This window comes from Corynebacterium sp. SA-MJD20WY100 (genome assembly GCF_039822565.1).
Taxonomy (GTDB): domain Bacteria; phylum Actinomycetota; class Actinomycetes; order Mycobacteriales; family Mycobacteriaceae; genus Corynebacterium; species Corynebacterium phoceense_A.
In genome coordinates, this window is the sequence record NZ_JBCJKS010000021.1 from 20,092 (window position 1) to 43,454 (window position 23,363).

General features: G+C 64.1%; 21 protein-coding genes and 1 tRNA gene. 12 read left to right on the plus strand and 10 right to left on the minus strand.

The window, feature by feature from the left end; translation table 11 throughout:
• Positions 1-31 precede the first annotated feature (31 nt).
• The 3 genes from ABJ196_RS10645 to ABJ196_RS10655 all read left to right on the plus strand — a co-directional run bounded on the left by ABJ196_RS10645 (position 32) and on the right by ABJ196_RS10655 (position 4,302).
• The gene (locus ABJ196_RS10645; protein WP_347306946.1) at positions 32-1,489 is read left to right on the plus strand and encodes an ABC transporter ATP-binding protein; all 1,458 of its coding nucleotides are present in this window, start codon (positions 32-34) and stop codon (positions 1,487-1,489) included.
• 3 nt (positions 1,490-1,492) lie between these two features.
• A complete protein-coding gene (locus ABJ196_RS10650; RefSeq protein WP_347306948.1) occupies positions 1,493-3,250 on the plus strand; it encodes an ABC transporter ATP-binding protein in 1,758 nt (585 codons plus the stop codon).
• 137 nt (positions 3,251-3,387) lie between these two features.
• Positions 3,388-4,302: a PHB depolymerase family esterase gene (locus ABJ196_RS10655; RefSeq protein ID WP_347306950.1), complete on the plus strand. Its 915-nt coding sequence runs from the start codon at positions 3,388-3,390 to the stop codon at positions 4,300-4,302.
• Here the strand turns inward: ABJ196_RS10655 and ABJ196_RS10660 are convergent.
• Complete coding sequence (locus ABJ196_RS10660; protein WP_347306952.1) at positions 4,299-5,579, minus strand: site-specific DNA-methyltransferase; 1,281 nt, start codon at positions 5,577-5,579, stop codon at positions 4,299-4,301. The genes ABJ196_RS10655 and ABJ196_RS10660 overlap by 4 nt on opposite strands.
• A 220-nt stretch (positions 5,580-5,799) precedes the next feature.
• Here ABJ196_RS10660 and ABJ196_RS10665 point away from each other — a divergent pair, with 220 nt between their 5' ends.
• Positions 5,800-5,979 (plus strand): antitoxin, encoded by a 180-nt coding sequence (locus ABJ196_RS10665; RefSeq protein ID WP_347306954.1) that lies wholly within the window; start codon positions 5,800-5,802, stop codon positions 5,977-5,979.
• Positions 5,980-6,148: 169 nt separating this feature from the next.
• Here ABJ196_RS10665 and ABJ196_RS10670 read toward each other — a convergent pair.
• The 3 genes from ABJ196_RS10670 to ABJ196_RS10680 form a co-directional block, all read right to left on the minus strand.
• Positions 6,149-6,222: transfer RNA gene (locus tag ABJ196_RS10670), tRNA-Pro, on the minus strand.
• A 65-nt stretch (positions 6,223-6,287) separates the two neighbouring features.
• Complete coding sequence (locus ABJ196_RS10675) at positions 6,288-6,701, minus strand: YchJ family protein (protein WP_347306956.1); 414 nt, start codon at positions 6,699-6,701, stop codon at positions 6,288-6,290.
• A gap of 74 nt (positions 6,702-6,775) precedes the next feature.
• A complete protein-coding gene (locus ABJ196_RS10680) occupies positions 6,776-7,942 on the minus strand; it encodes an alpha/beta fold hydrolase (protein WP_347306958.1) in 1,167 nt (388 codons plus the stop codon).
• Positions 7,943-8,172: 230 nt separating this feature from the next.
• Here ABJ196_RS10680 and secA2 point away from each other — a divergent pair, with 230 nt between their 5' ends.
• From secA2 to ABJ196_RS10705, 5 genes are all read left to right on the plus strand, one after another.
• On the plus strand, positions 8,173-10,464 hold the full coding sequence (gene secA2 / locus ABJ196_RS10685) for an accessory Sec system translocase SecA2 (RefSeq protein ID WP_347306960.1): 2,292 nt from the start codon (positions 8,173-8,175) through the stop codon (positions 10,462-10,464).
• 88 nt (positions 10,465-10,552) lie between these two features.
• Complete coding sequence (gene odhI, locus ABJ196_RS10690) at positions 10,553-10,981, plus strand: oxoglutarate dehydrogenase inhibitor Odhl (protein WP_066488016.1); 429 nt, start codon at positions 10,553-10,555, stop codon at positions 10,979-10,981.
• Between the two features lie 189 nt (positions 10,982-11,170).
• Positions 11,171-11,926 (plus strand): MerR family transcriptional regulator, encoded by a 756-nt coding sequence (locus tag ABJ196_RS10695; RefSeq protein ID WP_347306963.1) that lies wholly within the window; start codon positions 11,171-11,173, stop codon positions 11,924-11,926.
• A gap of 52 nt (positions 11,927-11,978) precedes the next feature.
• A complete protein-coding gene (locus tag ABJ196_RS10700) occupies positions 11,979-12,554 on the plus strand; it encodes a bifunctional nuclease domain-containing protein (protein ID WP_347306965.1) in 576 nt (191 codons plus the stop codon).
• 337 nt (positions 12,555-12,891) lie between these two features.
• Positions 12,892-13,461, plus strand: coding sequence for a MerR family transcriptional regulator (locus tag ABJ196_RS10705; RefSeq protein ID WP_066488192.1), 570 nt, complete (start codon positions 12,892-12,894; stop codon positions 13,459-13,461).
• 289 nt (positions 13,462-13,750) lie between these two features.
• Here the strand turns inward: ABJ196_RS10705 and ABJ196_RS10710 are convergent, their stop codons facing one another.
• The 3 genes from ABJ196_RS10710 to ABJ196_RS10720 are packed head-to-tail and all read right to left on the minus strand — an operon-like array spanning position 13,751 to position 17,067.
• Positions 13,751-14,641 carry a vWA domain-containing protein gene (locus ABJ196_RS10710; RefSeq protein ID WP_347306967.1) on the minus strand — a complete coding sequence of 297 codons (891 nt, stop codon included), beginning with the start codon at positions 14,639-14,641 and terminating at the stop codon, positions 13,751-13,753.
• 60 nt (positions 14,642-14,701) lie between these two features.
• Positions 14,702-15,580 carry a 3-methyladenine DNA glycosylase gene (locus ABJ196_RS10715; RefSeq protein WP_347306969.1) on the minus strand — a complete coding sequence of 293 codons (879 nt, stop codon included), beginning with the start codon at positions 15,578-15,580 and terminating at the stop codon, positions 14,702-14,704.
• Between the two features lie 11 nt (positions 15,581-15,591).
• A complete protein-coding gene (locus tag ABJ196_RS10720) occupies positions 15,592-17,067 on the minus strand; it encodes a DEAD/DEAH box helicase (RefSeq protein WP_347306971.1) in 1,476 nt (491 codons plus the stop codon).
• A gap of 334 nt (positions 17,068-17,401) precedes the next feature.
• On the opposite strand from ABJ196_RS10720, the gene ABJ196_RS10725 reads away from it, so the two are divergent.
• Positions 17,402-18,937 (plus strand): DASS family sodium-coupled anion symporter, encoded by a 1,536-nt coding sequence (locus ABJ196_RS10725; RefSeq protein ID WP_068801758.1) that lies wholly within the window; start codon positions 17,402-17,404, stop codon positions 18,935-18,937.
• A 111-nt stretch (positions 18,938-19,048) separates the two neighbouring features.
• Here ABJ196_RS10725 and gndA read toward each other — a convergent pair whose 3' ends face one another.
• Positions 19,049-20,503, minus strand: coding sequence for an NADP-dependent phosphogluconate dehydrogenase (gene gndA / locus ABJ196_RS10730; RefSeq protein ID WP_347306974.1), 1,455 nt, complete (start codon positions 20,501-20,503; stop codon positions 19,049-19,051).
• Between the two features lie 170 nt (positions 20,504-20,673).
• Between gndA and ABJ196_RS10735 the strand changes: the two genes are divergently transcribed.
• Complete coding sequence (locus ABJ196_RS10735; protein WP_347306976.1) at positions 20,674-21,162, plus strand: PaaI family thioesterase; 489 nt, start codon at positions 20,674-20,676, stop codon at positions 21,160-21,162.
• A gap of 20 nt (positions 21,163-21,182) precedes the next feature.
• On the opposite strand, the gene corA is transcribed toward ABJ196_RS10735, so the two are convergent.
• Positions 21,183-22,256, minus strand: a complete 1,074-nt coding sequence (gene corA, locus ABJ196_RS10740) for a magnesium/cobalt transporter CorA (protein WP_347306978.1) — start codon at positions 22,254-22,256, stop codon at positions 21,183-21,185.
• A gap of 142 nt (positions 22,257-22,398) precedes the next feature.
• Between corA and ABJ196_RS10745 the strand changes: the two genes are divergently transcribed.
• Complete coding sequence (locus ABJ196_RS10745) at positions 22,399-23,004, plus strand: class I SAM-dependent methyltransferase (protein ID WP_347306980.1); 606 nt, start codon at positions 22,399-22,401, stop codon at positions 23,002-23,004.
• Between the two features lie 66 nt (positions 23,005-23,070).
• Here the strand turns inward: ABJ196_RS10745 and ABJ196_RS10750 are convergent.
• Positions 23,071-23,363, minus strand: a 293-nt coding sequence (locus tag ABJ196_RS10750; RefSeq protein WP_347306982.1) for an HNH endonuclease signature motif containing protein, incomplete at its 5' end; no start/stop codon positions are given.

The following is a 23,363-nucleotide window of genomic DNA, read 5'->3' on the forward strand; positions in this document are numbered from 1 at the left end:
CGTGGCGGGCGGTCTATTAGACTAATTCGTTATGAGTTCTCTCCCCGCGCCCGATGACAAGCGGTGGCTCATCAAGACGGTTCTGCTGCGCAAGCGCCGCACGATGCCGGCCGCCGTGCTCATGTCGCTCGGCTTCGTCACCAATGGTTTAACGCCGGTGCTCGTGGGGCGCGCGATCGATGACGCCATCGCACGGGGTTCGCTGAGCCGCCTGGGCTTGTGGCTCATGGCGCTGGCCGTGTCCTTTCTCATCAACGGCCTGGCGAACTGGTGGGCACGCAACCTCTTCTCGCTCGCGATGCTCGAAGTGGGCCACGTTCTGCGCATGGCTGTCACGGATCGCATCCAGGATCCGCGTGGCATGGCGGGCCCGCGGCGCACGGCGGGGGAGCTGCTTGCTATCGCGTCAACAGATACGCAGCGCGTGGGCGATGCGGTATTCATGACGGTCTTCCCGGTTGCCGAGGTGACCTCGATTATCTATGTTGCGACGATGGTCTCCTTGGTCAATCTTCCTTTGGGGCTCGCCGTGCTCGTGGGCGGGCCTATCGTGGTGCTCATTTCCCTGCGCGCTGCGAAGCCTTTGCGGCATCGCTCGGGTGCGCGGCAGGCGGCGCTCGCCAAGGCTGCGGCCACGGCGACGGACGTGGTACAGGGCCTGCGTATTCTGAAGGGCCTCGGCGCCATCGACACGGTGCGCTCGCGCTACGCGGCGGTCTCTGATGCTGCCTATACGAAGACGGTCGCCGCGGACGGCGCCCGGGCGAAGCTCAACGCAACGACGGAAACCGTAGGCGCCGTCTACGTCGTGCTCGTGGCGCTGGCGGCGGGCAGCCTCGCGCTGAAGGGCTCCATCACGATCGGCGAGCTCATCTCTGTGGTGGGCCTGACCCAGTTCATCATCACGCCAATGACGATGTTGGGAAAGAATATCGCCTCGCGGTGGGCCAATGCGCAGGCCTCGGGCAAGCGCATCCGGGCGGTGCTCGGCGCTGGATTCGCAGAGCATCCAGAGGTGGAACTGCCCGCGTTGCCGCGCGGCATCACGGTGGTGGACGCACATGCGCCGGAAGGCCTGGAGTACCTGCCGCACGAGACGGCCGTCGTGGCGCCACACCAGTCGGACCTGTTCGAGGGCAGCGTGTTGTCCAACGTGCACGAAGACCCAGAGAAGGCGCGCGAGGCACTGTGGGTCGCTGCTGCGGACGATATCCCCGGCGGGCCGGAGCGTGAGGTGGGCGAGAACGGCGGCAACCTTTCGGGCGGCCAGCGCCAGCGCGTGGCGTTGGCCCGAGCCATTGCTGCCGATGCCCCCATCCTCATCCTCCAAGACCCCACCACCGCCGTGGACTCCGTGACGGAAGCCATCATTGCCGAGCGCGTGGCCGCCCATCGCGCCGGGCAGACGTCGGTCATCTACACCTCGGCGCCCGCGTGGCAGGCCGTCGCTGTGGACGTCACCGCCGATGTGCAGGAAGCGGAGGCATAGCCCATGGCCTTGAGTTTCCCTACTGCCGCGTGGCCGGACGTCCGTCGCGTTGTGGGCCGCCATGCTGCGCAGGTCCCCGGCGCCAAGGGCCAGTGTGCCGCAGCCATCGCGCTGCTGGCGGGCGGCTCGGTGGCCAATATCTTTATCCCCATCCTGCTGGGGCGGATCGTGGATGCCGTCATCGCCGGCGGCGGCGCGAACCTTTTCGCCATCGGCGTGGGCCTAGCCGTCTGCGCCTTGCTGGGCGCGGCGCTGTCTGCGGGAGGATTCTATCTGCTCTCCCGTATCACGGAGCGCGTGATCGCCAACCTGCGCGAAGACATGGTGGGTACGGCTCTAGGCCTGCCCACGCACCGCGTCGAGGAAGCCGGCACCGGCGACCTCGTCTCGCGCTCCACGGATGACGTGGCGGAGCTTTCGGCCGCGGTGACGGAGACGGTGCCAGTGCTCTCGAGCTCGGTCTTCGCCATCATCACGACGGCGGTGGCGCTCGTCTCGCTCGACTGGCAGTTCCTCCTCGTGGTTGTCGCGGCCGCACCCATCTACTACTTTGCGGCCAAGCGTTACTTGCGCGTCGCGCCGGGCCGGTACGCTGCGCAGCGCGCCGCCATGGCCGATCGCGCCCGGCGGGTTCTCGAGGCCATCCGCGGACGGGCGACTGTGCGTGCCTTCGGACTGGAGGAACGCACGCACGAAAATATCCGCGCAGCCAGCCAGGACGTCGTCGATTACGGCTTTAGCGCCCGGCGCACGCTCATGGTGCTGCAGTCGTGGCTCACTACCGTGGAATTTGTCATGGTGACCACGGGCCTGCTCGTTGGCTTCTGGACGGTACGCACGGGTGCCATGACGGTGGGCGCTGTCACGGCGGCGATGCTCATGCTCATCCGTCTGCGCGGCCCGCTCATGGGACTCATGCGTGTGCTGGACACCATTCAGTCGGGCTACGCGTCGCTCGCGCGCATCGTGGGCGTGGTCATGGACCCGCCACAGCCCACGCCGCCCGCGGGCGCGCCGAGCAAGGTGGGCGAGGTGCGCATGGATCACGTCTCCTTCAGCTACGGCGAGGGCTGGGCCGTGGACGATATCTCCATTCATCTCCACCCGGGCGAAATGGTGGCTCTCGTTGGCGCGTCCGGCGCGGGAAAGACCACCGTTGCGGCGCTCCTCGCGGGCCTGCGCGTCCCCGATGAAGGCACGGTGACCGTCGACGGCGTGGAGGTCTCGCACCTTTCGGATACCGAACGCGTCGCTCGTTTGGCAATGATCTCGCAAGACGTGCACGTCTTCTCCGGAACGTTGCGCGAGGATCTTCAGCTGGCGCGGCCGGATGCCACCGATGAGGACATGCGCGACGCGCTGCGTCGGGTGCGGGCGGACTGGGTGGAGCACCTCGTCGATGGACTCGATACCGAGGTTGGCGCGCAAGGCATCCAGCTCGAACCTGTAGAGGCACAGCAGTTGGCGCTGGCGCGTATTTTGCTGCTCGACCCGCGCGTCATCGTCATGGACGAGGCGACGGCGGAGGCCGGTTCCGTGGGCGCGGGTGCGTTGGAAGAAGCCGCGGATGAGGTCACGCGCGGGCGCACGGCGCTCGTCGTGGCGCACCGGCTTGACCAAGCCTCGCAGGCGGATCAGATCCTCGTCATGGATGACGGACGGGTGAGTGAGCGGGGCACACATGCAGAGCTGGTAGCGTTGAACGGTCGATACCACGAACTATGGCAGGCTTGGCAGAAAGGACGGACGAGCTCTTCGTGATTATGGGCAGGACATCCGGGAGCTCGCGCACACGGACACACGCGGGCGCGGCGCTGAGCGTTCTCGCTGCTTGTGGTCTGTTGGCGGGATGCGGCGCTGGGGATGGTTCGGATGAAGGACTCACCGATCCCGCCGCCGTGACGACCACGGGGGCGACGCAATGGGAGCCCAGCCTCGGCATCCCCGCCTCCTCGCCGTTGGCGGGACCGGAGCCGGGGGAGTCGAAGACCATCAACCTGCCGTCGGGTCGTACGTTTATCCTCCATGTTCCGGAGAACTACGATCCGTCGCGTGCCTGGCCCGTGGTCTTAAGTTTCCACGGCTGGGGCGAAACGGCCTCCCAGATGGAGGCGTACACCCGGTTTGATTCCTCCGAAGCCATCGTTGCGTACGCACAGGGGACGGATAAGGCATGGGCGCCGGCTCCCTATGCGAAGACGAGCGGCGCGGAAGATGTCGCGTTTGTCCAGCAGATCGTGGACTCTCTGCGCGCGACGTACGCAGTTGACGACGAACGCATCTACGCCGTGGGCATGTCGAACGGGGGCGGTTTTGCAGCCTATCTCGCGTGCCAGATGCCGGAGTATTTTAACGCCGTCGCCAGCGTCTCGGCCGCGTATTACTCGAAGATTCACGATGGTTGCAAGTCGGCCGCGGAGAGCGAAAACGAGCACTACGGCGAGCCCCTCCCTGTGGGGCGCCTTGATCTCCACGGCACCGACGATCCAATCGTGTCCTACTTTGGCGGGACCCGTCACGGTGCCAGATACAACCCGGTCATGGAGGTCCTCGCGATGGACCAGAAGCGCAACCAATGCAGCGACCAGATCTCCACGTCGCGCCTGGCTTCGAACTCGTTGCTCATGCAGTGGAAAGGCTGCCGCGCGCCGCTGGTGCACATCCGCATTGGCGGCGGCAACCACGTTTGGCCCGGCGGTTCCTACGATAAGTCGCACGTCCTGCCGGAAGGCTTTGCTACCGATGCCGTCCTCGACTTCTTCGCCATTCCTGGCCGCGCGACCGGCACTGAGGACTCGGCGAATAAGCTCTAGAAGCTCTTCGTGCCTACGGCGGGCTCGGCGGGCTCGGCGGGCTCGGCGGGCTCGACATCCCAGACGGTGACGGACTCGCTGGCGGCCGCTGCCGCCGCCTCGAAGCGCGCGAGACAGAGTGCCGCGAGGTCCTCGTAGCCTGCTCGGAATGCGGCGGAGTCTTTCTCCGTGGGCTGTGGGATCTGGACGAGCTGGACGCTGCGGGTCCCGCCGTCGTCGGCATTGAGTTCGAAGACTGCTTGGGCGGTCGTGCCGGAGCCAGCGAAGAAGTCGAGCACGGTGGCATTGGAAGGCCCGCACAACGCAATGAGGTGCTGGACGAGACGCACCGGCTTCGGGAAATCGAAGATTCCGCGCACGCCCAACGCTTCCTCGACGTCGCGTCGGCCGGTGCGGGTCACTCCAAAGCGCTCGCCGTCGAGAATGGAACGCGGACGGGCGCCGCGGCTCGCATAGTTCTTCGTGTAGACGAAACCGCGGCGGAAGACCAAGTCATCGTGGTGCTCGGCCACCTTGTCGCGGCCCCAGCGCCAGCGCGCCACCTTGTCGCGACCCGCGGGCTGGTCCGGCCAGTACTCTCTGCCGTCCGGGCCTGCAATGGGGAAGTCGAGGGTAGGCAGGTAGCCCAGCGTCTTCGAGTCGAGGCGCACGAGCGAGTACCGCCCACGTTCGTCTTCATGGTTATAACGGGTGGATTTCTCGGCGCCCACATCGAGATTGAAGCCAGGGTTATCGAGGGACTTGGCGTAGACGAGGATGTATTCGTGCTCGACGACGGCGTAGCGCGAGTCATTCTTGCCAGTACCGGCCTTCTTCCAGATGAGTTGGCCGGCGAAGCATTCCTCGCCGAAGATTTCGTCGGCGACCTTGCGCAGGTTGGCCACCTCGTCCTCGCCGATAGAGATACAGATGAACCCTGAGTCCTTGAGCAGATCGCGCGCGAGCACGAGACGCGGGTACATCATGGACAGCCACTCCGCGTGCCAGCGGCCATGGTCCGCGGCGCGGAATTCGCGGCGGCTGCGGTAGTTATCCCGGTAGATGAAGTCGCGCCCCGTGTTGTACGGCGGGTCGATGTAGATGACGTCGATGCTGCCGCACCCAGCCTGTGGCGCGTCGCGCAAATGCTTGAGGACGTCGAGGTTATCGCCCGAATAGAAGTGATGCGGGCTTGTGGTGCCCGTGCGCTGGCGCAGGCGCGTCGAGGTGGGACGTGTTGCTGCGGCCATGGCCTCGTCCTTGCCGGGCCATACCAGCCCGAAGAAGGAGGATGACATGGGCTTTAAGGATAGTCACTAGCGCATATGAGTGGACTCTGCCACGCGTGACCTCGCCGTAATCTTCTGCCGCAGCCCGTAGGGGACCCTGTGCGGAGACTGGCAATCCTAAGGTTTTCTCATCTTTAGGTGGCGTGGCCCGGGTGGCGTCGCTACGGTGGGTGTCATTCCCGCTGCGATGGTGGGCGTTAAGAATTTGGCAACGAAAGGATTTTTAATCATGGGCATCTTCGGCAAGGCCAAGGACGCACTGAACTCCGACAAGGGCGAGCAGATTTCTGACCAGGGCCTTGACAAGGCTGCTGAGTTCGCGAAGGGCAAGCTCGGCGAGGACAAGGCCGACCAGATTAACTCCGCGCGCGACAAGGCCGACGAACGCATCGGCAAGCAGGGCGAGTAAGCCCTCACGCACCTCCGCGACAGCGCTGGTTCTTCTCCGACATTAAGGAGAGCCGGCGCTTTTCGTCTGTTCGGAACGACAGCTTCTTAGCCCTAGCCCTAGCCCGAGGTGTGCCAGAGGGTACAACGACGATGACCGGAGCACGCTGTTGTGCTCCGGTCATGTGCTGTCGGGCTAACAGGATTTGAACCTGCGACCCCTACACCCCCAGTGTAGTGCGCTACCAAACTGCGCCATAGCCCGTCCGTCGCTGTTGTTGGCGACTGGTCTAGATTACACCACGGTAGTTCGCTGACACAAAAGGGCCGCTAGGATACCTCGCCGGTGGAGTAGAACCACTGGCCATCGCGCTTGAAGAAGCGCGAGCGTTCCCGCTGCGAGCCTTTGGCGGAGCCCTTGTAGAAGGCCTCGAACTCGACTGCGCCGGTGTCGTCGAGGAGTCCGCCGCCCTCCGTGTCGAGGATGTCAAGGCGGTAGAAGCGGATGGTGGTCTCCTTGAGCTGGAGATCATAGGGGCGCGTGTCCGGGTCCCACGTGCGTAACAGGTACTCCTCGTCGCCGGTGACGAAGGCGCTAAAGCGTGAACGCATGAGGGTCTCAGCCGTGGGGGCGTCGGCACCCTTGTGGTACTTGCCGCAACACTCGCCGAAGGTGAGGCCTGTGCCGCAGGGGCAGCGGGCGGTATCGGCAAGCGGGTGCAGGACGAGGGGAGTGGAAGCCATGAAGAAAATAGTAGACGCCCCTGCCCGGCGCGCCGACATGCGGTGCGGGGCAGGGGCGTGGGGACGCGGAGGGTTTAGGGCGTCACGTCGACGATGTGGGTATGGCCAATGAGGGTGTCAATCCCGGCACCACGGGCAGTGGAGCGCAGCTGGGCGCGCTGTTCCTCGCTGATATCGCCGGTGATCTTAATGCGGCGCTCGAAGGTTGAGTCGTGCACGTGCGTGACCGTCACCGAGATATCTTCGATCGCCTTGTCGAGCTTGGCTGCCTTGGCCGCGTCGACGAGCGACTGGTGGGTGCCTGTGGCGATGGCGGACATGAGCAGGCCCTCAGCCGTTATGCCCTTGCCCTTGCCGCCGTTCTTGCGCGAACGGTCTGCAAAGACGGACTGGTTATTGGAACGCACGACCACGCCCACCTTGGTGCCGATCGCGGTGTGCGTGACGGCGGAGTCCGGGGAGACGTCTTCGGGCTCGGTGTCCGGGATGATGAATTGCTCGGCCCAGCCGCCAATGAGATCGGCAGCGCGCGCGGCGGCGTCTTGCTTGGTGAGCAGGTGGTCCGCCTTATCGAGCGCCACGAGGGACTTGGGGTAGCGCGTGGACAGGAAGATGTTCTGCGCATTATCAATGCCCACGGTCTGGTCGATGGGCGAGTGCAGCACCATGAGAGGCTTGCGCAAGCGCGAGAGGTAGGTCACCGGGTTGGTATCCGCGAGGTCCTCGAGGAAGTGGCGGGAAATGGTAAGCGCGCGGCCGCCGAGAGTGACCTCGACTTCACCGTTGGCGTCGACTTCGCCGATCTTGTCTGCATAGTGAAGCACCGAGTGTGCCGGGTCGAAAGGTGCGCCGAGGGTGGCGATGGCACGTAGCGAGTCGATCTTGCTGCCGGCGGCCAGGGATGCGGCGCCGCCGAGGGAGTGGCCCATGAGTAGCTGCGGGGCGCGGTAGTTCTCCGTGAGCCACTCGGCGGCCGCGACGATATCCGCGACATTTTGACTAAAGCTCGTCTCTGCGAAGTTGCCCTCGGACTGGCCGAGACCCGGGAAGTCGAAGCGCAGCGTGGCGATGCCGAATTTGGTGAGCTGCTTGGCTGTGCGCGCCGCACCCGGGGTGTGGCGCGAGCCTGCGAAGCAGTGCGCGAAGATGGCGAAAGCCTTGGGCGCTGAATCAGGGAAGTCGATGGTTCCCGCCATCGCGGTGCCGGCACTCGAAGGGACAGTCACATTCACGGATTGCATGGATTCCACAATAGCGGGCACGAGCGAACTCGTGCGAGCGAGCGTGCGGTACACGAAGTGTGCGCGTAGATGTAACTCATAGCACGCTCGCCCCATGCTTCCGCCCAAGCCGTGGGCTGCGGCGGCTAGAGTAGGAGAGATACTAATTCATCTTTTCCGTGAATGGGCCGCCCGTGCGATCGCAGCGGCCGCGCGGTGAGCGGCGACGTCAAGCATGAAGGAGGCCCCGCATGGGTGCATTTGGCTGGTTCTGGAAAGCGATGGGTGCGCAATCCGAGCGCAACGATAAGAAATCCAAAGCCATCGTCAACGATTCGGCTGCGGCGACGCAGTCTCTGGCGCAGCTCAGCGACGCCGAGGTCGCGCAGCACGCGCGCGACGCCGTGCGTGACGGCGCGATCGCCGATAAGTCAGCCTTCCTCGCCGCGCTTGCCGTCGCGAGCGAGCGCCGCCTGGGCATGCACCCCTTCAACGTCCAGTCCCAGGCCGTGCTGCGTCTGCTCGAGGGCGACGTCATCCAGATGGCCACAGGTGAAGGCAAGACCCTCGTGGGTGCCATGGCCGCCACCGGGTTCGCACTCACAGGCAAGCGCGTTCACCTCGTCACCGTGAACAACTACTTGGCCGAGCGCGATGCGGAGTGGATGCGCCCGCTCGTCGAATTCTTCGGCCTCACAGTTGCCTCGGTGACCGAGAAGATGGACCAGGACTCCCGCCGCGCGGCCTACCGCAGCGACATTATCTACGCCCCGGTCAACGAGCTGGGCTTCGACGTGCTGCGCGATAACCAAATCACGGACCGCTCCCAGACCGTCCAGGCGCGCGCGGATGTCGCGCTCGTCGACGAGGCAGACTCCGTGCTCGTCGACGAGGCTCTCGTCCCGCTCGTGCTCGCCGGCAACCGCCCGGGCGAGGCCCCCACAGGCCACATCACGAATGTCGTCTCTCGCCTGCGCGAGGACCTGGACTACACCATCGCCGAGGATGGCCGCACCGTGGCGCTCACCGACGACGGTGCCGCGCGCGTCGAGCGCGAGCTGGGCATCGACTCCCTCTACTCGGAGGAGAACATCGGCACGATCCTGGTCAAGGTCAACTTGGCGCTCCACGCCAAGGCCCTGCTCATCCGCGACATTCACTATATCGTCACCGACGGCAAGCTGCAGCTTATCGATGCCTCCCGCGGCCGCGTCGCAGACCTCCAACGGTGGCCAGACGGCCTGCAGGCCGCCGTCGAGGCCAAAGAAGGCCTTGAGGTCTCCGAGGGCGGCCGCATCCTCGACACTGTCACGCTCCAGGAGCTGATGCGCCGTTACCCGCTCGTGTGCGGCATGACTGGTACCGCCGTCGAAGCGACCGACCAGCTGCGTCAGTTCTATGACCTTCACGTCTCCGTCATCGACCGCAACAAGGAGCTGCGCCGCTTCGACGAGGCGGACCGCATCTACGCCACAGCCGAGGAGAAGAACAAGGCGATCGTCGAAGAGATCATCGCCATCCACTCCACTGGCCAGCCGGTGCTCGTGGGCACCCACGATGTCGCCGAGTCTGAGGATCTGGCCGAGGTCCTGCGCGAGCGCGGAATCGGCGTCAACGTCCTCAACGCAAAGAACGACGCGGAGGAAGCACGCATCGTCGCCGAAGCCGGCGATATCGGCCGCGTGACGGTCTCCACGCAGATGGCAGGCCGCGGCACCGACATCAAGCTCGGCGGCGCGGATGAGGGCGACCACGACACGGTCGCGGACCTCGGCGGCCTCGCCGTCATTGGCACGACCCGCCACCGCACGGCGCGTCTCGACAACCAGCTGCGTGGCCGTGCCGGGCGCCAGGGCGATCCCGGTTTGAGCCTCTTCTTCGTCTCCCTCGAGGATGATGTGGTCCGTCAGGGCGGCGAGGATGAGTCGCTGTCCGCGCAGCCCGGGCCGGACGGGCGCATCGAGTCCAAGCGCGTCTCCGACTTTATCGCTCATTGCCAGCGCGTGACGGAAGGCCAGCTGCTGGAAATCCACGCCCAGACGTGGAAGTACAACCAGCTGCTCGCGGATCAGCGCATCATCATCGATGAGCGCCGCGCCGTGCTTCTCGACACGGACCAAGCGTGGAAAGAATTCCAGCAGCGCGCGCCGCAGAAGGCCGCCGCGCTGGAAGCCCTGCCGGAGGAAACCCGCGTCGCTGCCGCGCGCGAGATCATGCTCTACCACCTCGACCTCGCGTGGGCCGACCACCTCGAGCTCATGGACGATGTCCGCGAGTCCATCCACCTGCGTGCCATCGCGCGCCAGACGCCCATCGACGAGTATCACCGCATTGCTGTGCGCGAGTTCAAGCAGCTGGCTCAACGCGCGGTGGATCAGGCGGTGGAGACCTTTAACGACGTCCTCATCGACGAGGACGGCGCACACCTTAACGATTTGGGTTTGTCGCGTCCGAGTGCGACGTGGACGTACATGGTTTCCGATAACCCGCTGTCCGGTTCTGGAAACTCCGTCATGAGCAGCATCGGAAACATCTTCCGTTAAATTAAATAGCTCCAACGGCGCCGCCGAGCGAGGCGGATCGCTATGATTGAGAGCAGTTAACTTTTGGTCCGAAACATCGGAGGTAATAATGAGCGAACATACTGGAACCCCGGAACCGCAGGTGGAAACCACTTCTGTCTTCCGCGCAGACCTTCTGAAGGAGATGGAATCCGGCGCTGCCACCGATAACACCGTGACGGGTGCGGACAACCTGCCCGCCGGCCAGGGCCTGCTTGTTGTCAAGCGTGGTCCCAACGCGGGTGCGCGCTTCCTCTTGGACCAGGAGACCACCACCGTGGGTCGCCACCCGGAGGCAGACATCTTCCTCGACGATGTCACCGTTTCCCGCCGCCACGCGGAGTTCCGCATCAAAGACGGCCAGTTCGAGGTCGTCGACGTGGGATCCCTCAACGGCACCTACGTGAACCGCGAGCCGCGCAACTCCCAGGTTCTCGAGGTGGGTGACGAAATCCAGATTGGTAAGTTCCGTCTGGTCTTCATCGCCGGCAAGAACTAATCTAGACAGAAACGCGTACCGCGGCGGTCCGGCACACTTGGCCGTCGCGTGGCGCATTCGGCTTCCCGCGCACCGCGTCGCCCGTGCTTGTACCACCGGCTCAGCGCAGCACCACCGCAGTGTAGCGGCGCGAAGCCATACCCCTTAGTGAAGTAGACAATCCCGACAGATACGGCGAGTTATAAACCAGTGAACGCAATAGCACGCGATCAAGGCTCCGCGGCATTCCGCACGCAGCCCAAGGCAGGAGCGAAGAAGGCTAAGACCATGTCTATTGGCGTGGTGTTGCAGACGCTTAATCAGCAGTTCCCCGACGTCACCGTGTCTAAGATCCGCTTCCTGGAATCCGAAGGACTTATCACACCGCAGCGCACGGCCTCAGGCTACCGCCGCTTCACGGAGGCCGACGTCGACCGCCTGCGCTTTATTCTGCAGACCCAGCGTGACAACTACACGCCGCTCAAGGTCATCCGTGAGCAGCTCGAAGCTATGGATTCCGGCCAGGTGACCGCCATCGTGGGTGCCAGCCTCGGCGAGACCCTCGTGCGCGCCGACCAGTTCCGCGCCCCGGCCCTCACGCGGCTTACCGACGCCGATGTCGCCGCGCAGGCCGGCTGCACCGAAGAAGAGGTCGCCTCCCTCGCCAAGCTGGGCCTCATCACGCCGGACGAGTCCGGCTTCTTCACCGCGGATGACGCCGCCGTCGTATCCACGGCGCTCGCACTCAAGGCTTTCGGTTTTGACGAGCGTTCGCTCAAGACGCTGCGCAACAATGCACGTCGCCAGGCTGACCTCATCGCCCAGGCCGCCACTCCCGTCGCCAACGGCAAGTCCGATACCGCGCGCCAGAAGGCCGAAGAACTCTCTCAGCAGATGACCGCACTCGTGGTGTCCCTGCACGGCACGCTGGTGAAGACGGACCTGCGCAACGAGTTCAACGCCTAAACGCTCGCTCTCGCCGCTGTTCGTCGTACCCACTTTCCTTGAGGGAGGAACCATGGCCGCCGTCGCACTTGCGCTTATCGACATCGTGTTGGACGTCACCGAGGACTTCACCTGCATCGCTCTGCAGCCTGAAGGCCAGCAGCGTGTCGTGCCCATCTGGACCACTGGCCAGGAGCCGCGTCTCGCCGCCGCGTATGTCAAGGGCTATGAAGGTCAGCGCCGCCGCGCCATCGATGCTCTCATTGACGTCTTCGACGACCAGGGCGGCGTCGAGGCCATCTCCCTGTCGACATATAACGAGGGAGTCTTCCTCTTCGATGTCGTCTCTGCCAGCGGCAGCAGCGTCGAGGTGTCGGCCTGCGACGCCATTATCCTGGCGGACCGCTTTGGCGTCGACCTCACCATGGACGAGGAGGACGTGTCTCAGGTCGCTATCTTTACCACGCCTGAGGCACTCGATGAATACTTAAGCTCGTCCTACCCACTCGAGATTCAAGCGGACCAGCCTGCGACGCAGGGGGACGCCAAGAGCACCTCGGCTTCGGGGGACCCGCAGGCCGACGCCGACTTCGAAGCGATGATGCGCTCCCTTGGCATGGAAGACGAGGACTTCGGCGAGACCGACTAAACGCGCCGAAGGCCAATCACAGGGCGAAAGCACTGGTCCGAATCGCGTCAGGAAGCCGACGCGCACACTATTCACACCAGTCACGTGCGCCACGGGGGTAACACCTGGGGGTAATCCGTGAAAGAAATTTCGCCGATGTAATGACACGCCTGTGACTCGTGGTGCAGAGGTTTATTCCAAGGTCTAAAGTTCTACTTAAGAGTTAGACGCCGCCCAGTCGACGAAGAACGGTTGACTAGGCGGCGTGAGTGGAATTTAATAGGTCCTAGGACTTGACTCGCCAGCTGCAATTCTGGCTGAGACAAGGATCGCTAGGCCTAGACCAGTGGAGAATACCGTGAGCAATACCGAAGACAATCAGCTGAAGGAACGGGCAGTGCAAGAGTCCCTCTTCGACCTCGGCCCAGACGAGGAAGTGGGCTACCGCGTCCCGATCGCCTGCCAGGTCGCCGGCATCACCTACCGTCAGCTTGATTACTGGGCACGCACGGACCTGGTCAACCCGTCCATCCGCACCGCACGCGGCTCCGGTTCGCAGCGTCTGTACTCTTTCAAGGACGTCCTCGTCCTCAAGATCGTCAAGCGCCTGCTTGACACTGGTATCTCGCTGCAGAATATCCGCTTGGCTGTCGAGGGCCTGCGTGACCGTGGTGTGAACGACCTCGCTGAACTCACCCTCGTCTCCGACGGCACGACCGTCTACGAGTGCCGCTCCAACGAAGAGGTCATCGACCTTCTCGCCGGCGGCCAGGGCGTCTTCGGCATTGCCGTGCCGGGCATTGTCAAGGAACTTACCGGTACCATCTCCAACTTCCCGTCCGAGCGCGTCGAGCCTGTCGATGCCCCCGTGGCCGAGGTCGTTGGCCTCGACGAGCTCGCCGCTCGCCGCCAGCGCAAGACCTCCTAAGGCAGCGCTTCAGGCGTAACCCCGCCGTCCACCCACGCTCACGGGATAGACGGCGGGGTTTGTGCTGTCTTGTGCGACAGTGTTGTGTAGAGCGTTCTCGTACGCGCATGAGCATGAATCGGGGACGCGCTCCACCTCGACAGAGTGTAGAGGGCAACGGTGTGATCGGCGCGAGCCGCCAGCGCGGGCGTTCGGCAACGCCGATTCATCGACGACCAAGAAAGGCACCGGCCCCGCGTGAGCGGGGCCGGTGAAAGGACGGAGGCTGGGAAGCCAAGTAGTCAACTGCTTAGACGCCGGAGGCGGTGGCGAGAACCTTGGCGGCGTCGTTCGGGGAAGCTGTGGCGTAGGAGGCTGCTGCCTTAGCCAAGGCCTCATCCTTGTCACCGCTGATCTGGACTACGGAGAGCTTCACATTGTCGCTGCGGACGTCGTCGAGTGCCGCTGTGAAGGCAGCGTCGTCCATGTCCTGGGCGGTGCCGGTGGTAACCAGGACGACGCGGGCGCCCTTGCCAGTGGCGTTGGCTTGATCGCGGGCGGTGGCAAGTGCTGCGATGACAGCGCTTCGCGTTTGCGGGACGCCACCGGTTCCGAACTGCGTTGCGGCGGCAGCGACGTCACCAGCGGCACCGAATCCGACATTGTCGCGGTAGCCAACAGTTGCGGTGGGCGAGAGCGGCGAGGAGTAGTTCCACAACGCGACGGACTGGCCAGCGGCGCCGAGCGCCTGTGCGGTGTCGGCGAGCGCGCCCGCGACGGCAGCATAGTTCGGTGCCATCTGGACGGACGTATCGAGGAGGAAGAGCGTGTCGGCCGGCGCTGCAGGTGCGTGTGCTGCGCTGGGCTTCTCGCTCGACGGGGCGGCGCTGGAAGGAGCTGCCGCGGACTCGGAGGCGTCCTTGGACTCCGCGGCAGACGAAGTAGCAGGGGAGTCCTTGTCTGAAGCCTTTGCGGAGTTCTGTGCTTCCTTCTCGCTGGCAGGCGCTTGAGATGCGTTGTCGTCTGCGGACCCTGCGCTGGAGGACACTGCGGCGGGTGCGGCGGAGGTGGCCCCTTCATCGGAGCCGCCGCGCAGCAGCCAACCGATGCCGAAGACGAGGGCGGCGACGATGAGGATGGCGAGCACAATGAGCCACCAGGCCACCGAATACGTACCTTTACCGTTTGAATGACGTGCCATGAGTGAGTGCTGTCCTTCCCGCCTGAAGTATGGCCGCATGTGCGACCCGTTACACAATGGCTAAAGTGTAGCGGCGCGCGCGGCGTCAACGAGTGCGACAAGCCGTTGACGAAGCGGATTCCCCTTCGCCGCGAGTGCACGCTGGCGATGGACGTATTCTGCCTTGCCCTCAGAGGTCTCGATGGGCACGACGCCAAAGCCCCACTCACGGCAATCGTAGGGCGAGGCCTCCATGTCGAGCGTACGTGCCTTCACCGCGAGGTCGAAGGCCTCAAGGAAGAGTTCTCCGGGGACGAGCGGGCCGAGTTTCCAGGCCCACTTGTAGAGGTCCATCGTCGCGTGGACGCAGCCGGCCTGGTCGTGGTCGGGCTGACTCTCGCGCGTCAAGACTGTGAGGTTGAGCGGCCGGGCCGGTTCGGTGAAGAAGCGGAACGCGTCATAATGTGTGCACTTGATGCGATTGGCTTCGACCACGGCATTCGTTCCCTTCGCGCCAAGGCGCAGCGGAAGGTCGTGGCGCGGAGTGTCCGTTTTGTAGACCATCGCCCACTCGTGCAGGCCAAAGCAATCGAAGCTCGTGGGGTTGACCGTCGACTTCGCCATGAGGTCGCGCATATACGTAAAAGACTCGCCGCGGAGTGCCCACACTGCGTCGAGGTCAACGGTGACGGCCTGACCGCGCGGGGTGTCGACGACGTGATAGTCGCGATACTCCGCTTGCGGTATATCCGTCGGCTCGCCGAGCAGCGCCGTGCCGAAGCCCGGGTGCCAGCGCGTGAGGTGGGACGGGCGGACCGGGTAATACTCGAAGAGGAAATCGTAGACCGGGTGATAGCCGCCGGGGTGGCGGAACCGTGCAAGGCGTTCCTCGGCTGCGGCGACGTGCGCCGCATGGCGCGGTTTCCACTCCTCAGGGGTGAGGTATGTAAGTGCGGACAAGCTCGCCATCACTAGCGCCCCTGGCGACCCTGTCGTCCGCCGCGACCTTGACCACCTCGTCCTTGACTGCCCCTGCGGGAGTGGCCGCCGCCTTGGCCATCCTGACCGCCATTGCTGCGACGCGTGGAACGACGGCGCGAGCTAGAGCGTGAGCCGCCTGCGGAATCCTCGCGTGCGCCGCCGTTCGAGGGCTTTCCGCGTCGTGAGCGGGGCCTGCGGCCCTGGCCGGACGACTTCTGTGCGCCTGACTTCTGCGCCGAGGACTGGCCGCCCTGTGCGGCCTGGCCCGGAGGCGGCAACGGAGCGCCGGTAGGCGTGCGCGCGCCCGTGATACGGACGAGCTCGGGGTCGAGGGCAGGTGAGGGGGCATCGGCAAGCTCGAGCTTGCGGGCCTTGACGCCGGCCTTCTTCAGCAGTGCGGCGACCTCGTCGCGCTGTTGGTCCATGACGAGAGTGAGCACGGTGCCGGAGTGGCCACCCCGGGCCGTACGTCCCGCACGGTGGAGGTAAGCCTTGTGCTCTGCGGGCGGATCGACGTGGACGACGAGCGAGACATCGTCGATGTCGATGCCGCGGGCAGCGATATCGGTGGCGACGAGGACCGGCACGGAGCCGTCGGCAAAGCCCTCGATGGCGCGGGTGCGTGCACCCTGGCCCTTGTCACCGTGCAGCGGCATCGCGTTGATGCCGGCGCGACGCAGCTTCTTCGCCTGGCGATCGACGCCGTGCTTGGTGCGCATAAACATGATGGTCTTGCCCTCGCGCGCGCCGAGGGTGAGCACGACGTCGTTGCGGGTGTCGCGGTCGCCGACGAAGGCGACGAAGTGCTCCATGGTGCCCACGGCGGCCTCGACCGGCGCGGTGGAGTGCGTCACCGGGTTATGCATGTACTGCTTGACCAGCTTGTTGACGTCGCCGTCAAGCGTGGCGGAGAAGAGCAAGCGCTGGCCAGTGTTCGACGTGAGGTCGAGGAGCTTGCGCACTTGAGGCAGGAAGCCCATGTCAGCCATGTGGTCGGCCTCGTCGAGGGCTGTGATCTGCACGTCGGCGAGGGAGAGCTTCTTCTGGTTGATGAGGTCCTGTGCGCGGCCTGGGGTGGCGACGAGGATGTCGACGGGGCGGGCGAGTGCGCGGATGTGGCTGTTGATGTTGACGCCGCCGACGACGGCGAGGGTACGTAGGCCCAGCGCATTGGCGGGCTCGTCGAGGCGTTCCTGGATTTGGATGGCCAGCTCGCGGGTGGGCGCGAGGATGAGGCCGCGCGGGTTCTGTGGCTTGGACGCGCCGGAGTTCGCCAGGCGGGTGATGATGGGCAGACCAAAAGTAAAGGTCTTGCCGGAGCCCGTGGGGCCGCGACCGAGGACGTCCTTGCCCGCGAGCGCGTCCGGAATGGCGGCTTCTTGGATGGGGAAGGGGGACTCGATCCCTTGGCGGGAGAGAATGTGAACGATGTTGCGAGGCAGGCCGAGATCGGCGAAAGTAGTCATTGTTTATCCAGTCTATAGCCGGGATGGATGAAAACACGGATCGCCGGTGAAATGGGTGTTTTATTCGCTTTTGTGACCGTGACGTGAGAAATCCCATAGGCGTGAGGGACTGCTTGGTTAGAAGATATCCACAAGAGGTTATAACCTAAAGGGGTACGGCGCGAAAGCCCAGAGGACAAGGGCGCGACTATATGGCATGCATGGGCGAGTATTCGCCAAAGTGGGCCTATGAGGTGGTCCCGCGGGGGCTGGCGCGCATCACCCCGTGGGAGTTCCTGCGGCCGCCGGGGCATGTGTGGCACCGTGCGGTGAGAGCACTAAAGGAGTGAGACGAATGTCTCAAGAAAACACGTCAGGCGGCGCCGCTGCCGTGCACGAAAAGCGAGCGGACAGCGCAGCAGCCCCTGTGAAGAAGCGTGCGTTCGATATTAACGCGGCCTGGTTCTTCGTCGCTGTCGCGGCGTTGGTCACCGTGCTTGTGCTTCCCATCGAGTCCTTGAACCAGCCGGGTCAAGTGGCCTTGGCGATGCTTGCGTTCGCTGTCATCATGTGGGTGACGGAAGCCGTGTCGTATCCGGTGAGTGCCCTCCTTATCGTGGGCCTTATTTCGGTGATCCTGGGACTCACGCCCGATCCTGAAAATCCCGGTGAGATCATCGGTACCTCGAAGGCGCTCGGCGTGGCCATGGACGGCTTTTCGTCCTCGGCGGTCGCGCTCGTCGCGGCGGCGCTTATCCTTGCCGGTGCCATGCAGGTCACGGGCTTGCACAAGCGCATTGCGCTCGTCGTGCTCAAAGTAGCGGGGGAGAAGACGTCGCATATCGTGGCCGGCGCCATCGTCATCGCCATTATCCTGGCTTTCTTCGTACCGTCCGCAACTGCGCGTGCTGGTGCAGTGGTCCCGATTCTGCTGGGCATGGTCGCGGCCTTCGGCTTGTCGAATAATTCGAAGCTTGGTGCGCTCCTGGTCATCACTGCGGCGCAGGCCGTGTCCATCTGGAACGTGGGCATTAAGACCGCAGCTGCGCAGAATCTCGTAGCGGTTGGCTTCATTGAAAAGCAGATGGACCAGTCCGTGAGCTGGGGCCAGTGGTTCCTCTGGGCCGCACCGTGGTCAGTGCTCATGTCCGTTGCGTTGTACTTCATCATGCGCGCAGTTATCAAGCCCGAGACCGACCGGATTGAGGGTGGCAAAGAACTCGTCGCCAAGCAGCTTCGTGACTTGGGTCCCATGTCCGGTGCTGAGAAACGACTCGTGGTCATCTCCGTTCTGCTGCTGTGCTTCTGGGCGACGGAGGATCTTCTCCACCCGATCAGCTCCGCTGTCGTCACAGCCGTGGCTGTGGCCATCATGCTGCTTCCGGGCGTGGGCGTATTTACCTGGAAGGAAGCTCAGGCCAAGGTGAGCTGGGGTACGCTCATCGTCTTCGCCATCGGTATCTCGCTCGGCTCCTTTCTTTTGGACACGGGTGCTGCGACCTGGCTGTCGGAGAAGACTTTCGGTCTCATGGGCCTTGACTCCCTGCCCATCCTCGCAACGATTGCGCTCGTGGCACTGTTCAATATCTTCATCCACCTAGGCTTCGCGTCCGCGACCTCGTTGGCTTCGGCCCTTATCCCGGTCTTCATTGCGCTCGCCTCGACGCTGTCTCTGCCCAACGACGGCATTGGCTTCGTCGTCATCCAGCAGTTCGTTATCTGCTTCGGCTTCCTGCTGCCGGTTTCCGCACCGCAGAACATGCTGGCCTACGGTACCGGCGCGTTTTCCACCAAGCAGTTCCTCAAGACGGGTGTTCCGCTCACCATCGTGGGCTACCTGCTTGTGCTTCTCTTCTCCGCGACGTACTGGAAGTGGATGGGCTTGGTTTAAGCCACTTTCTAGCAGTGGATCGCGGACACAGGAAACGCCCCAGCCGCCTCATTGAAAGAGGTGGTCGGGGCGTTGGCCTGTGCGCTGGTTGCGCCTAGGCGGTTAGTAGGCTTAGGCGTCGGTCTGCGTCAGGGAGCGGTCCGTGGACCACTCGATGTGGAACGTGCCTTCACGGTCCGTGCGCTTGAAGGTGTGGGCACCGAAGAAGTCGCGCTGGCCCTGGATGAGGGCGGCGGGCAGGCGCTCGGCGCGCAGGGAATCGTAGTAGGACAGCGACGAGGCGAACACCGGCACCGGCAGGCCCATGTGCGTGGCAGCAGCGACTACGCGGCGCCAGGGCTGAATGAGGTCCTCCAGCTCGCCCTTGAAGTACGGGTCGAGAATGAGTGCCGGAAGCTCCGGGTTGGTGTCGTAGGCCTCGCGGATGCGGTTCAAGAACTTCGCGCGGATGATGCAGCCGCCACGCCAGATGGTGGCGAGATCGCGCGGGTCGACGTCCCAGCCGTACTGGTCTGAGCCAGCCTTGATTTCGTCGAAGCCCTGGGAGTAGGCGATGAGCTTGGAAGCATAGAGAGCGCGGCGTACGTCCTCAACGAACTCGTCCGGGTCGACTCCGCCGTCGTCGATGATGCCCGCGGGCAGGCCGCCTTCCTGAGCGGCGGCGCGCTGCGCGGTGGCGGAGGAGAGGCCACGGGCGAAGACGGCCTCGGCGATGGCGGTAACCGGGGTGCCCAGCTCCAGGCCGTTGATGGCGGTCCAACGGCCCGTGCCCTTCTGGCCCGCGGCGTCGAGGATGACGTCGACGAGCGGGGCGCCGGTGGCCGGATCCTTCTGTGCGAGAACCTCAGCGGTGATTTCGATGAGGTAGGAGTCGAGGTCACCCTGGTTCCACTCGCGGAAGATGTCCGCGATGGCGGCGGGCTCAAGGTTCAAACCGTAGCGCAGGAGCTGGTAGGCCTCGCCGATAACCTGCATGTCTGCGTACTCGATGCCGTTGTGGACCATCTTCACGAAGTGGCCGGCACCGTCGGGTCCGATGTGGGTCACGCACGGGGTGCCATCCACGTTCGCGGCGATGGACTCGAGGATGGGGCCGAGGGTCTCCCAGGACTCCTTCGGGCCGCCCGGCATGATGGACGGGCCGTTGAGCGCGCCCTCCTCGCCGCCGGAGATGCCGGCGCCGACGAAGTGGCGGCCCTTGGCGGCGACTTCCTTCTCACGACGGATGGTGTCCGTGTAGAGCGAGTTGCCGCCGTCGATGATGATGTCGCCGTCGTCCATGGCCTCGACCAGCTGGGAGATCATGGAGTCGGTGGGAGCGCCAGCCTTGACCATGATGATGGCCTTGCGCGGACGCTCGAGGGACGCAACGAAGTCTTCGATGGTTTCCGACGGGATGAACGAACCCTCGTCACCGTGGTCCGCGATGAGTGCGCGGGTCTTTTCTGGGCTGCGGTTGTACACGGCAACAGTGTTGCCGTTGCGAGCAAAGTTGCGTGCCAGGTTGGAGCCCATCACGGCCAGGCCCACAACGCCGATCGATGCGAGATTCTTCGTTTCAGTCATGGGGTCTATCCTACGTCACCGAGCGGCGCCGATGCCCGTCTGCGTGGGATTGTGTGGTGAATATCTGTGGTGACTGCGTGCATGCCGCCGTGGGCGCGTGCGCGGGCGGGGAGCCCGTTGCCAGCCACAGTGGGCACGGTGGGGCAGGTTGGGCGCTAAGCTTGACGACTATGACACGCCAGTCCCACACGAACCAGGACTCCTCGGCCGACGCGCGCCAGGACTTGCTCAACCGACTCATTGCTACAGCCGCGCAGCGCCCGCTCAATCAGGGGGAACTCGGGGAGCTCAACGATTCGAATGCCGGTTTTGATGCTCAGGTCGGCATTCGTTATACGCACCTCTCCCGCGGCGAGGTGCGCGGCGTCATTCACGCGGGGCCGCAGCACCATCAGCCTTGGGGGCTCGTCAACGGCGGCGTGTACGCCTCTTTTGCAGAGTCGCTCGGGTCCATCGCAGGCGTCATCGTGGCCGGCTGCCCCGTGGTGGGTGTGAACAACTCGACCGACTTCATCCGCTCGGTTAAACAGGGGCCCATCGAGGGCGTGGCGCGCCCGCTGCAGACAGGCCGCCGCACCCAGCTGTGGGAAGTCGAGATGTCGCACGGCGGAGAGCTCGTGGCGAAGTCGACGCTGCGCACCATCGTTGTGGGCGCGTAGGCGCTGGGGAGTCGGGCGGCTTAGAGCCACTTATTCTTGCGGAACCAGAACCACAGCACGGCGACGACGAGCACCATGAGGAATACGGCGAAGGGGTAGCCCCACGCCCAGTGGAGCTCCGGCATTTTATCGAAGTTCATGCCGTAGACGCCAGCGATCATGGTGGGTGCGGCCCACATGCCAACGATGGCGGAGATGGTGCGCATATCGGCGTTTTGCTGCATGGAGACCTTGGCAACGGAGGCATCGATAAGCGAGGTAAGGCGCTCGTCGAAGTGTGCGACCTCGTCCTTGACCACGAGCTCGTGGTCGTTGACGTCGCGCAGGTAGGAGCGCAGCTGCTTGGAGATGAGGTCCTTGTGGTTGCTGATCATGGCGCTCAGTGCGTCGGAGAGCGGCGCGATGGCGTGCTTCATCTCGAGGACCTCGCGCTTGAACATGTAGATACGGTCGATCTCAAAGTTGGAGCTGGGCGTAAAGACCATCTCTTCGAGTTCGTCGACCTCGATGGCCAGCAGCTTGCCAATCTCGCCATAGCGGTCCACGAGCATATCGAGCACCTTCCACGCCATGGCGACGGGACCCAGCTCCACGAGGTCCTGGTCGTCGCCGATGGTGTAGGCAAGGTTGGGCAACTTCGCACGGTGGCGGACGGTGATGATGAAGTTATGGCCGATAATCATCTGCACCTCACCGGTGGAGATGATTTGGCGCTTATCGATAACCTCGTCGTGGTCGCGGTAGTTGACGGAGCGGGCGACGACGAAGAGCTGATCATCGTAGCGCTCCAGCTTGGGGCGCTGGTGTGCCTGGACGGCGTCTTCTACGATGAGTTCGTGGATGCGGAATTCCTCGGCGACGGAGGTCATCTGGTGCTCGTCCGGCTCGTGGAGACCGACCCAAATAAAGCCGCGGCCGTACTCGTCCACGGTGTCCTGCGCAGTGGCAGGCGTGAATTCGCCGGGGAGGGCCTCGCCGTCGACGAAGACCCGGCAGTGTTCAATGGCGCGCTCGACGGGGACGCGAATGCGGGCGGGCGCAGGTGCAGGGTCCTTCGGCTTACGCGACCTGAACGGAGATGGTACTCCTGCCATAATCTGCCTCCCTTGCGCAGTAAGGTGTTGCCGTCCGCCGCGGGGCGTGGACGGTGCGGGCTACACGCCGTGGTCAATCTGGCACGGACGCACCGCAGTGCGGGCTTAATAGTAGCGCGTTTTGCGTCCTATACTGAACAGCATGCCTACCTGGAAAGAAGTCACCGCCGCTAACCCTGCACATTCCCATAATTTTGCACGCAAGTGGAAGATGCTTGAGGCGCAGGGCCAAGACATCCACGGCGAGTCACGCCTCATCGACGCGATGGCGGAGCGCGGTTCGCGCGTCCTCGACGCTGGCTGCGGCACCGGCCGCCTTGGCGGGCGTCTGGCGGCGCTCGGCCACGACGTGGTGGGTGTCGACGTCGACCCCATCCTCATTGAACACGCTGTGCATGACTTCCCAGAGGGGGATTGGCGTGTGGGTGACCTCTCTGAGGATGCGATCGAAGAGCGTGACTTCGACATCGCGGTGGCTGCGGGCAATGTGGTGGGCTTCTTCGCGCCGGACGGCCGCGAGGCCGCGTACCGCAATATCTTCAACGCGCTCAAGCCAGGCGGTCGCTTCGTCGTCGCATTGGGTGCGGGACGCGGTTGGGAATTCGATGACATGATGGCACTGGCGGAGGCCGTGGGCTTTGTTACCGACTACACGTTCTCGTCCTGGGACCTCAAGCCCTTCGGACCCAATTCGACGTTTCTCGTGGTCGTCTTCCGTCGCCCCAACGTGAGCAGCTTGCTGGCATAGAACTGCGAGGTGCCCACGACGTCTAGCCCCATCGGCTTTGTCGATGGGGTTTTCGCGTGTGTTTCGTTAGCAGATAACCGGGTCGCCGTAGGCGGGCTGGTACCAGATGCGGCCTTGATCGTCTTTCCAGTAGCTATCGCCGTCGGCCTTTTTGCCGTTGTGATATCTGCACAGTGGCATGAGGTTATCGAGGACGGAGAGCCCGCCTTTGTTGACGGCTATGATGTGGTCGTTGTCGCAGCGGTCCCGCGGCACGTGACAGTTCGGGTTCAAACACTCGAGGTAGACTGCGGTATTCATGTCGATGGCCTTCTTCGTGAACTCTCGGCCGTAGTAGTTGTCGATCGGTTCGCCGCGCC

Excerpts from the sequence above, each read along its gene's own strand:
- ABJ196_RS10645 (WP_347306946.1), top strand. The coding sequence starts at position 32 with ATGAGTTCTCTCCCCGCGCCCGATGACAAGCGGTGGCTCATCAAGACG.
- ABJ196_RS10650 (WP_347306948.1), top strand. The coding sequence starts at position 1,493 with ATGGCCTTGAGTTTCCCTACTGCCGCGTGGCCGGACGTCCGTCGCGTT.
- ABJ196_RS10660 (WP_347306952.1), bottom strand. The coding sequence starts at position 5,579 with ATGTCATCCTCCTTCTTCGGGCTGGTATGGCCCGGCAAGGACGAGGCC.
- ABJ196_RS10665 (WP_347306954.1), top strand. The coding sequence starts at position 5,800 with ATGGGCATCTTCGGCAAGGCCAAGGACGCACTGAACTCCGACAAGGGC.
- ABJ196_RS10675 (WP_347306956.1), bottom strand. The coding sequence starts at position 6,701 with ATGGCTTCCACTCCCCTCGTCCTGCACCCGCTTGCCGATACCGCCCGC.
- ABJ196_RS10680 (WP_347306958.1), bottom strand. The coding sequence starts at position 7,942 with ATGCAATCCGTGAATGTGACTGTCCCTTCGAGTGCCGGCACCGCGATG.
- secA2 (WP_347306960.1), top strand. The coding sequence starts at position 8,173 with ATGGGTGCATTTGGCTGGTTCTGGAAAGCGATGGGTGCGCAATCCGAG.
- odhI (WP_066488016.1), top strand. The coding sequence starts at position 10,553 with ATGAGCGAACATACTGGAACCCCGGAACCGCAGGTGGAAACCACTTCT.
- ABJ196_RS10700 (WP_347306965.1), top strand. The coding sequence starts at position 11,979 with ATGGCCGCCGTCGCACTTGCGCTTATCGACATCGTGTTGGACGTCACC.
- ABJ196_RS10710 (WP_347306967.1), bottom strand. The coding sequence starts at position 14,641 with ATGGCACGTCATTCAAACGGTAAAGGTACGTATTCGGTGGCCTGGTGG.
- ABJ196_RS10720 (WP_347306971.1), bottom strand. The coding sequence starts at position 17,067 with ATGACTACTTTCGCCGATCTCGGCCTGCCTCGCAACATCGTTCACATT.
- ABJ196_RS10725 (WP_068801758.1), top strand. The coding sequence starts at position 17,402 with ATGTCTCAAGAAAACACGTCAGGCGGCGCCGCTGCCGTGCACGAAAAG.
- gndA (WP_347306974.1), bottom strand. The coding sequence starts at position 20,503 with ATGACTGAAACGAAGAATCTCGCATCGATCGGCGTTGTGGGCCTGGCC.
- ABJ196_RS10735 (WP_347306976.1), top strand. The coding sequence starts at position 20,674 with ATGACACGCCAGTCCCACACGAACCAGGACTCCTCGGCCGACGCGCGC.
- corA (WP_347306978.1), bottom strand. The coding sequence starts at position 22,256 with ATGGCAGGAGTACCATCTCCGTTCAGGTCGCGTAAGCCGAAGGACCCT.
- ABJ196_RS10745 (WP_347306980.1), top strand. The coding sequence starts at position 22,399 with ATGCCTACCTGGAAAGAAGTCACCGCCGCTAACCCTGCACATTCCCAT.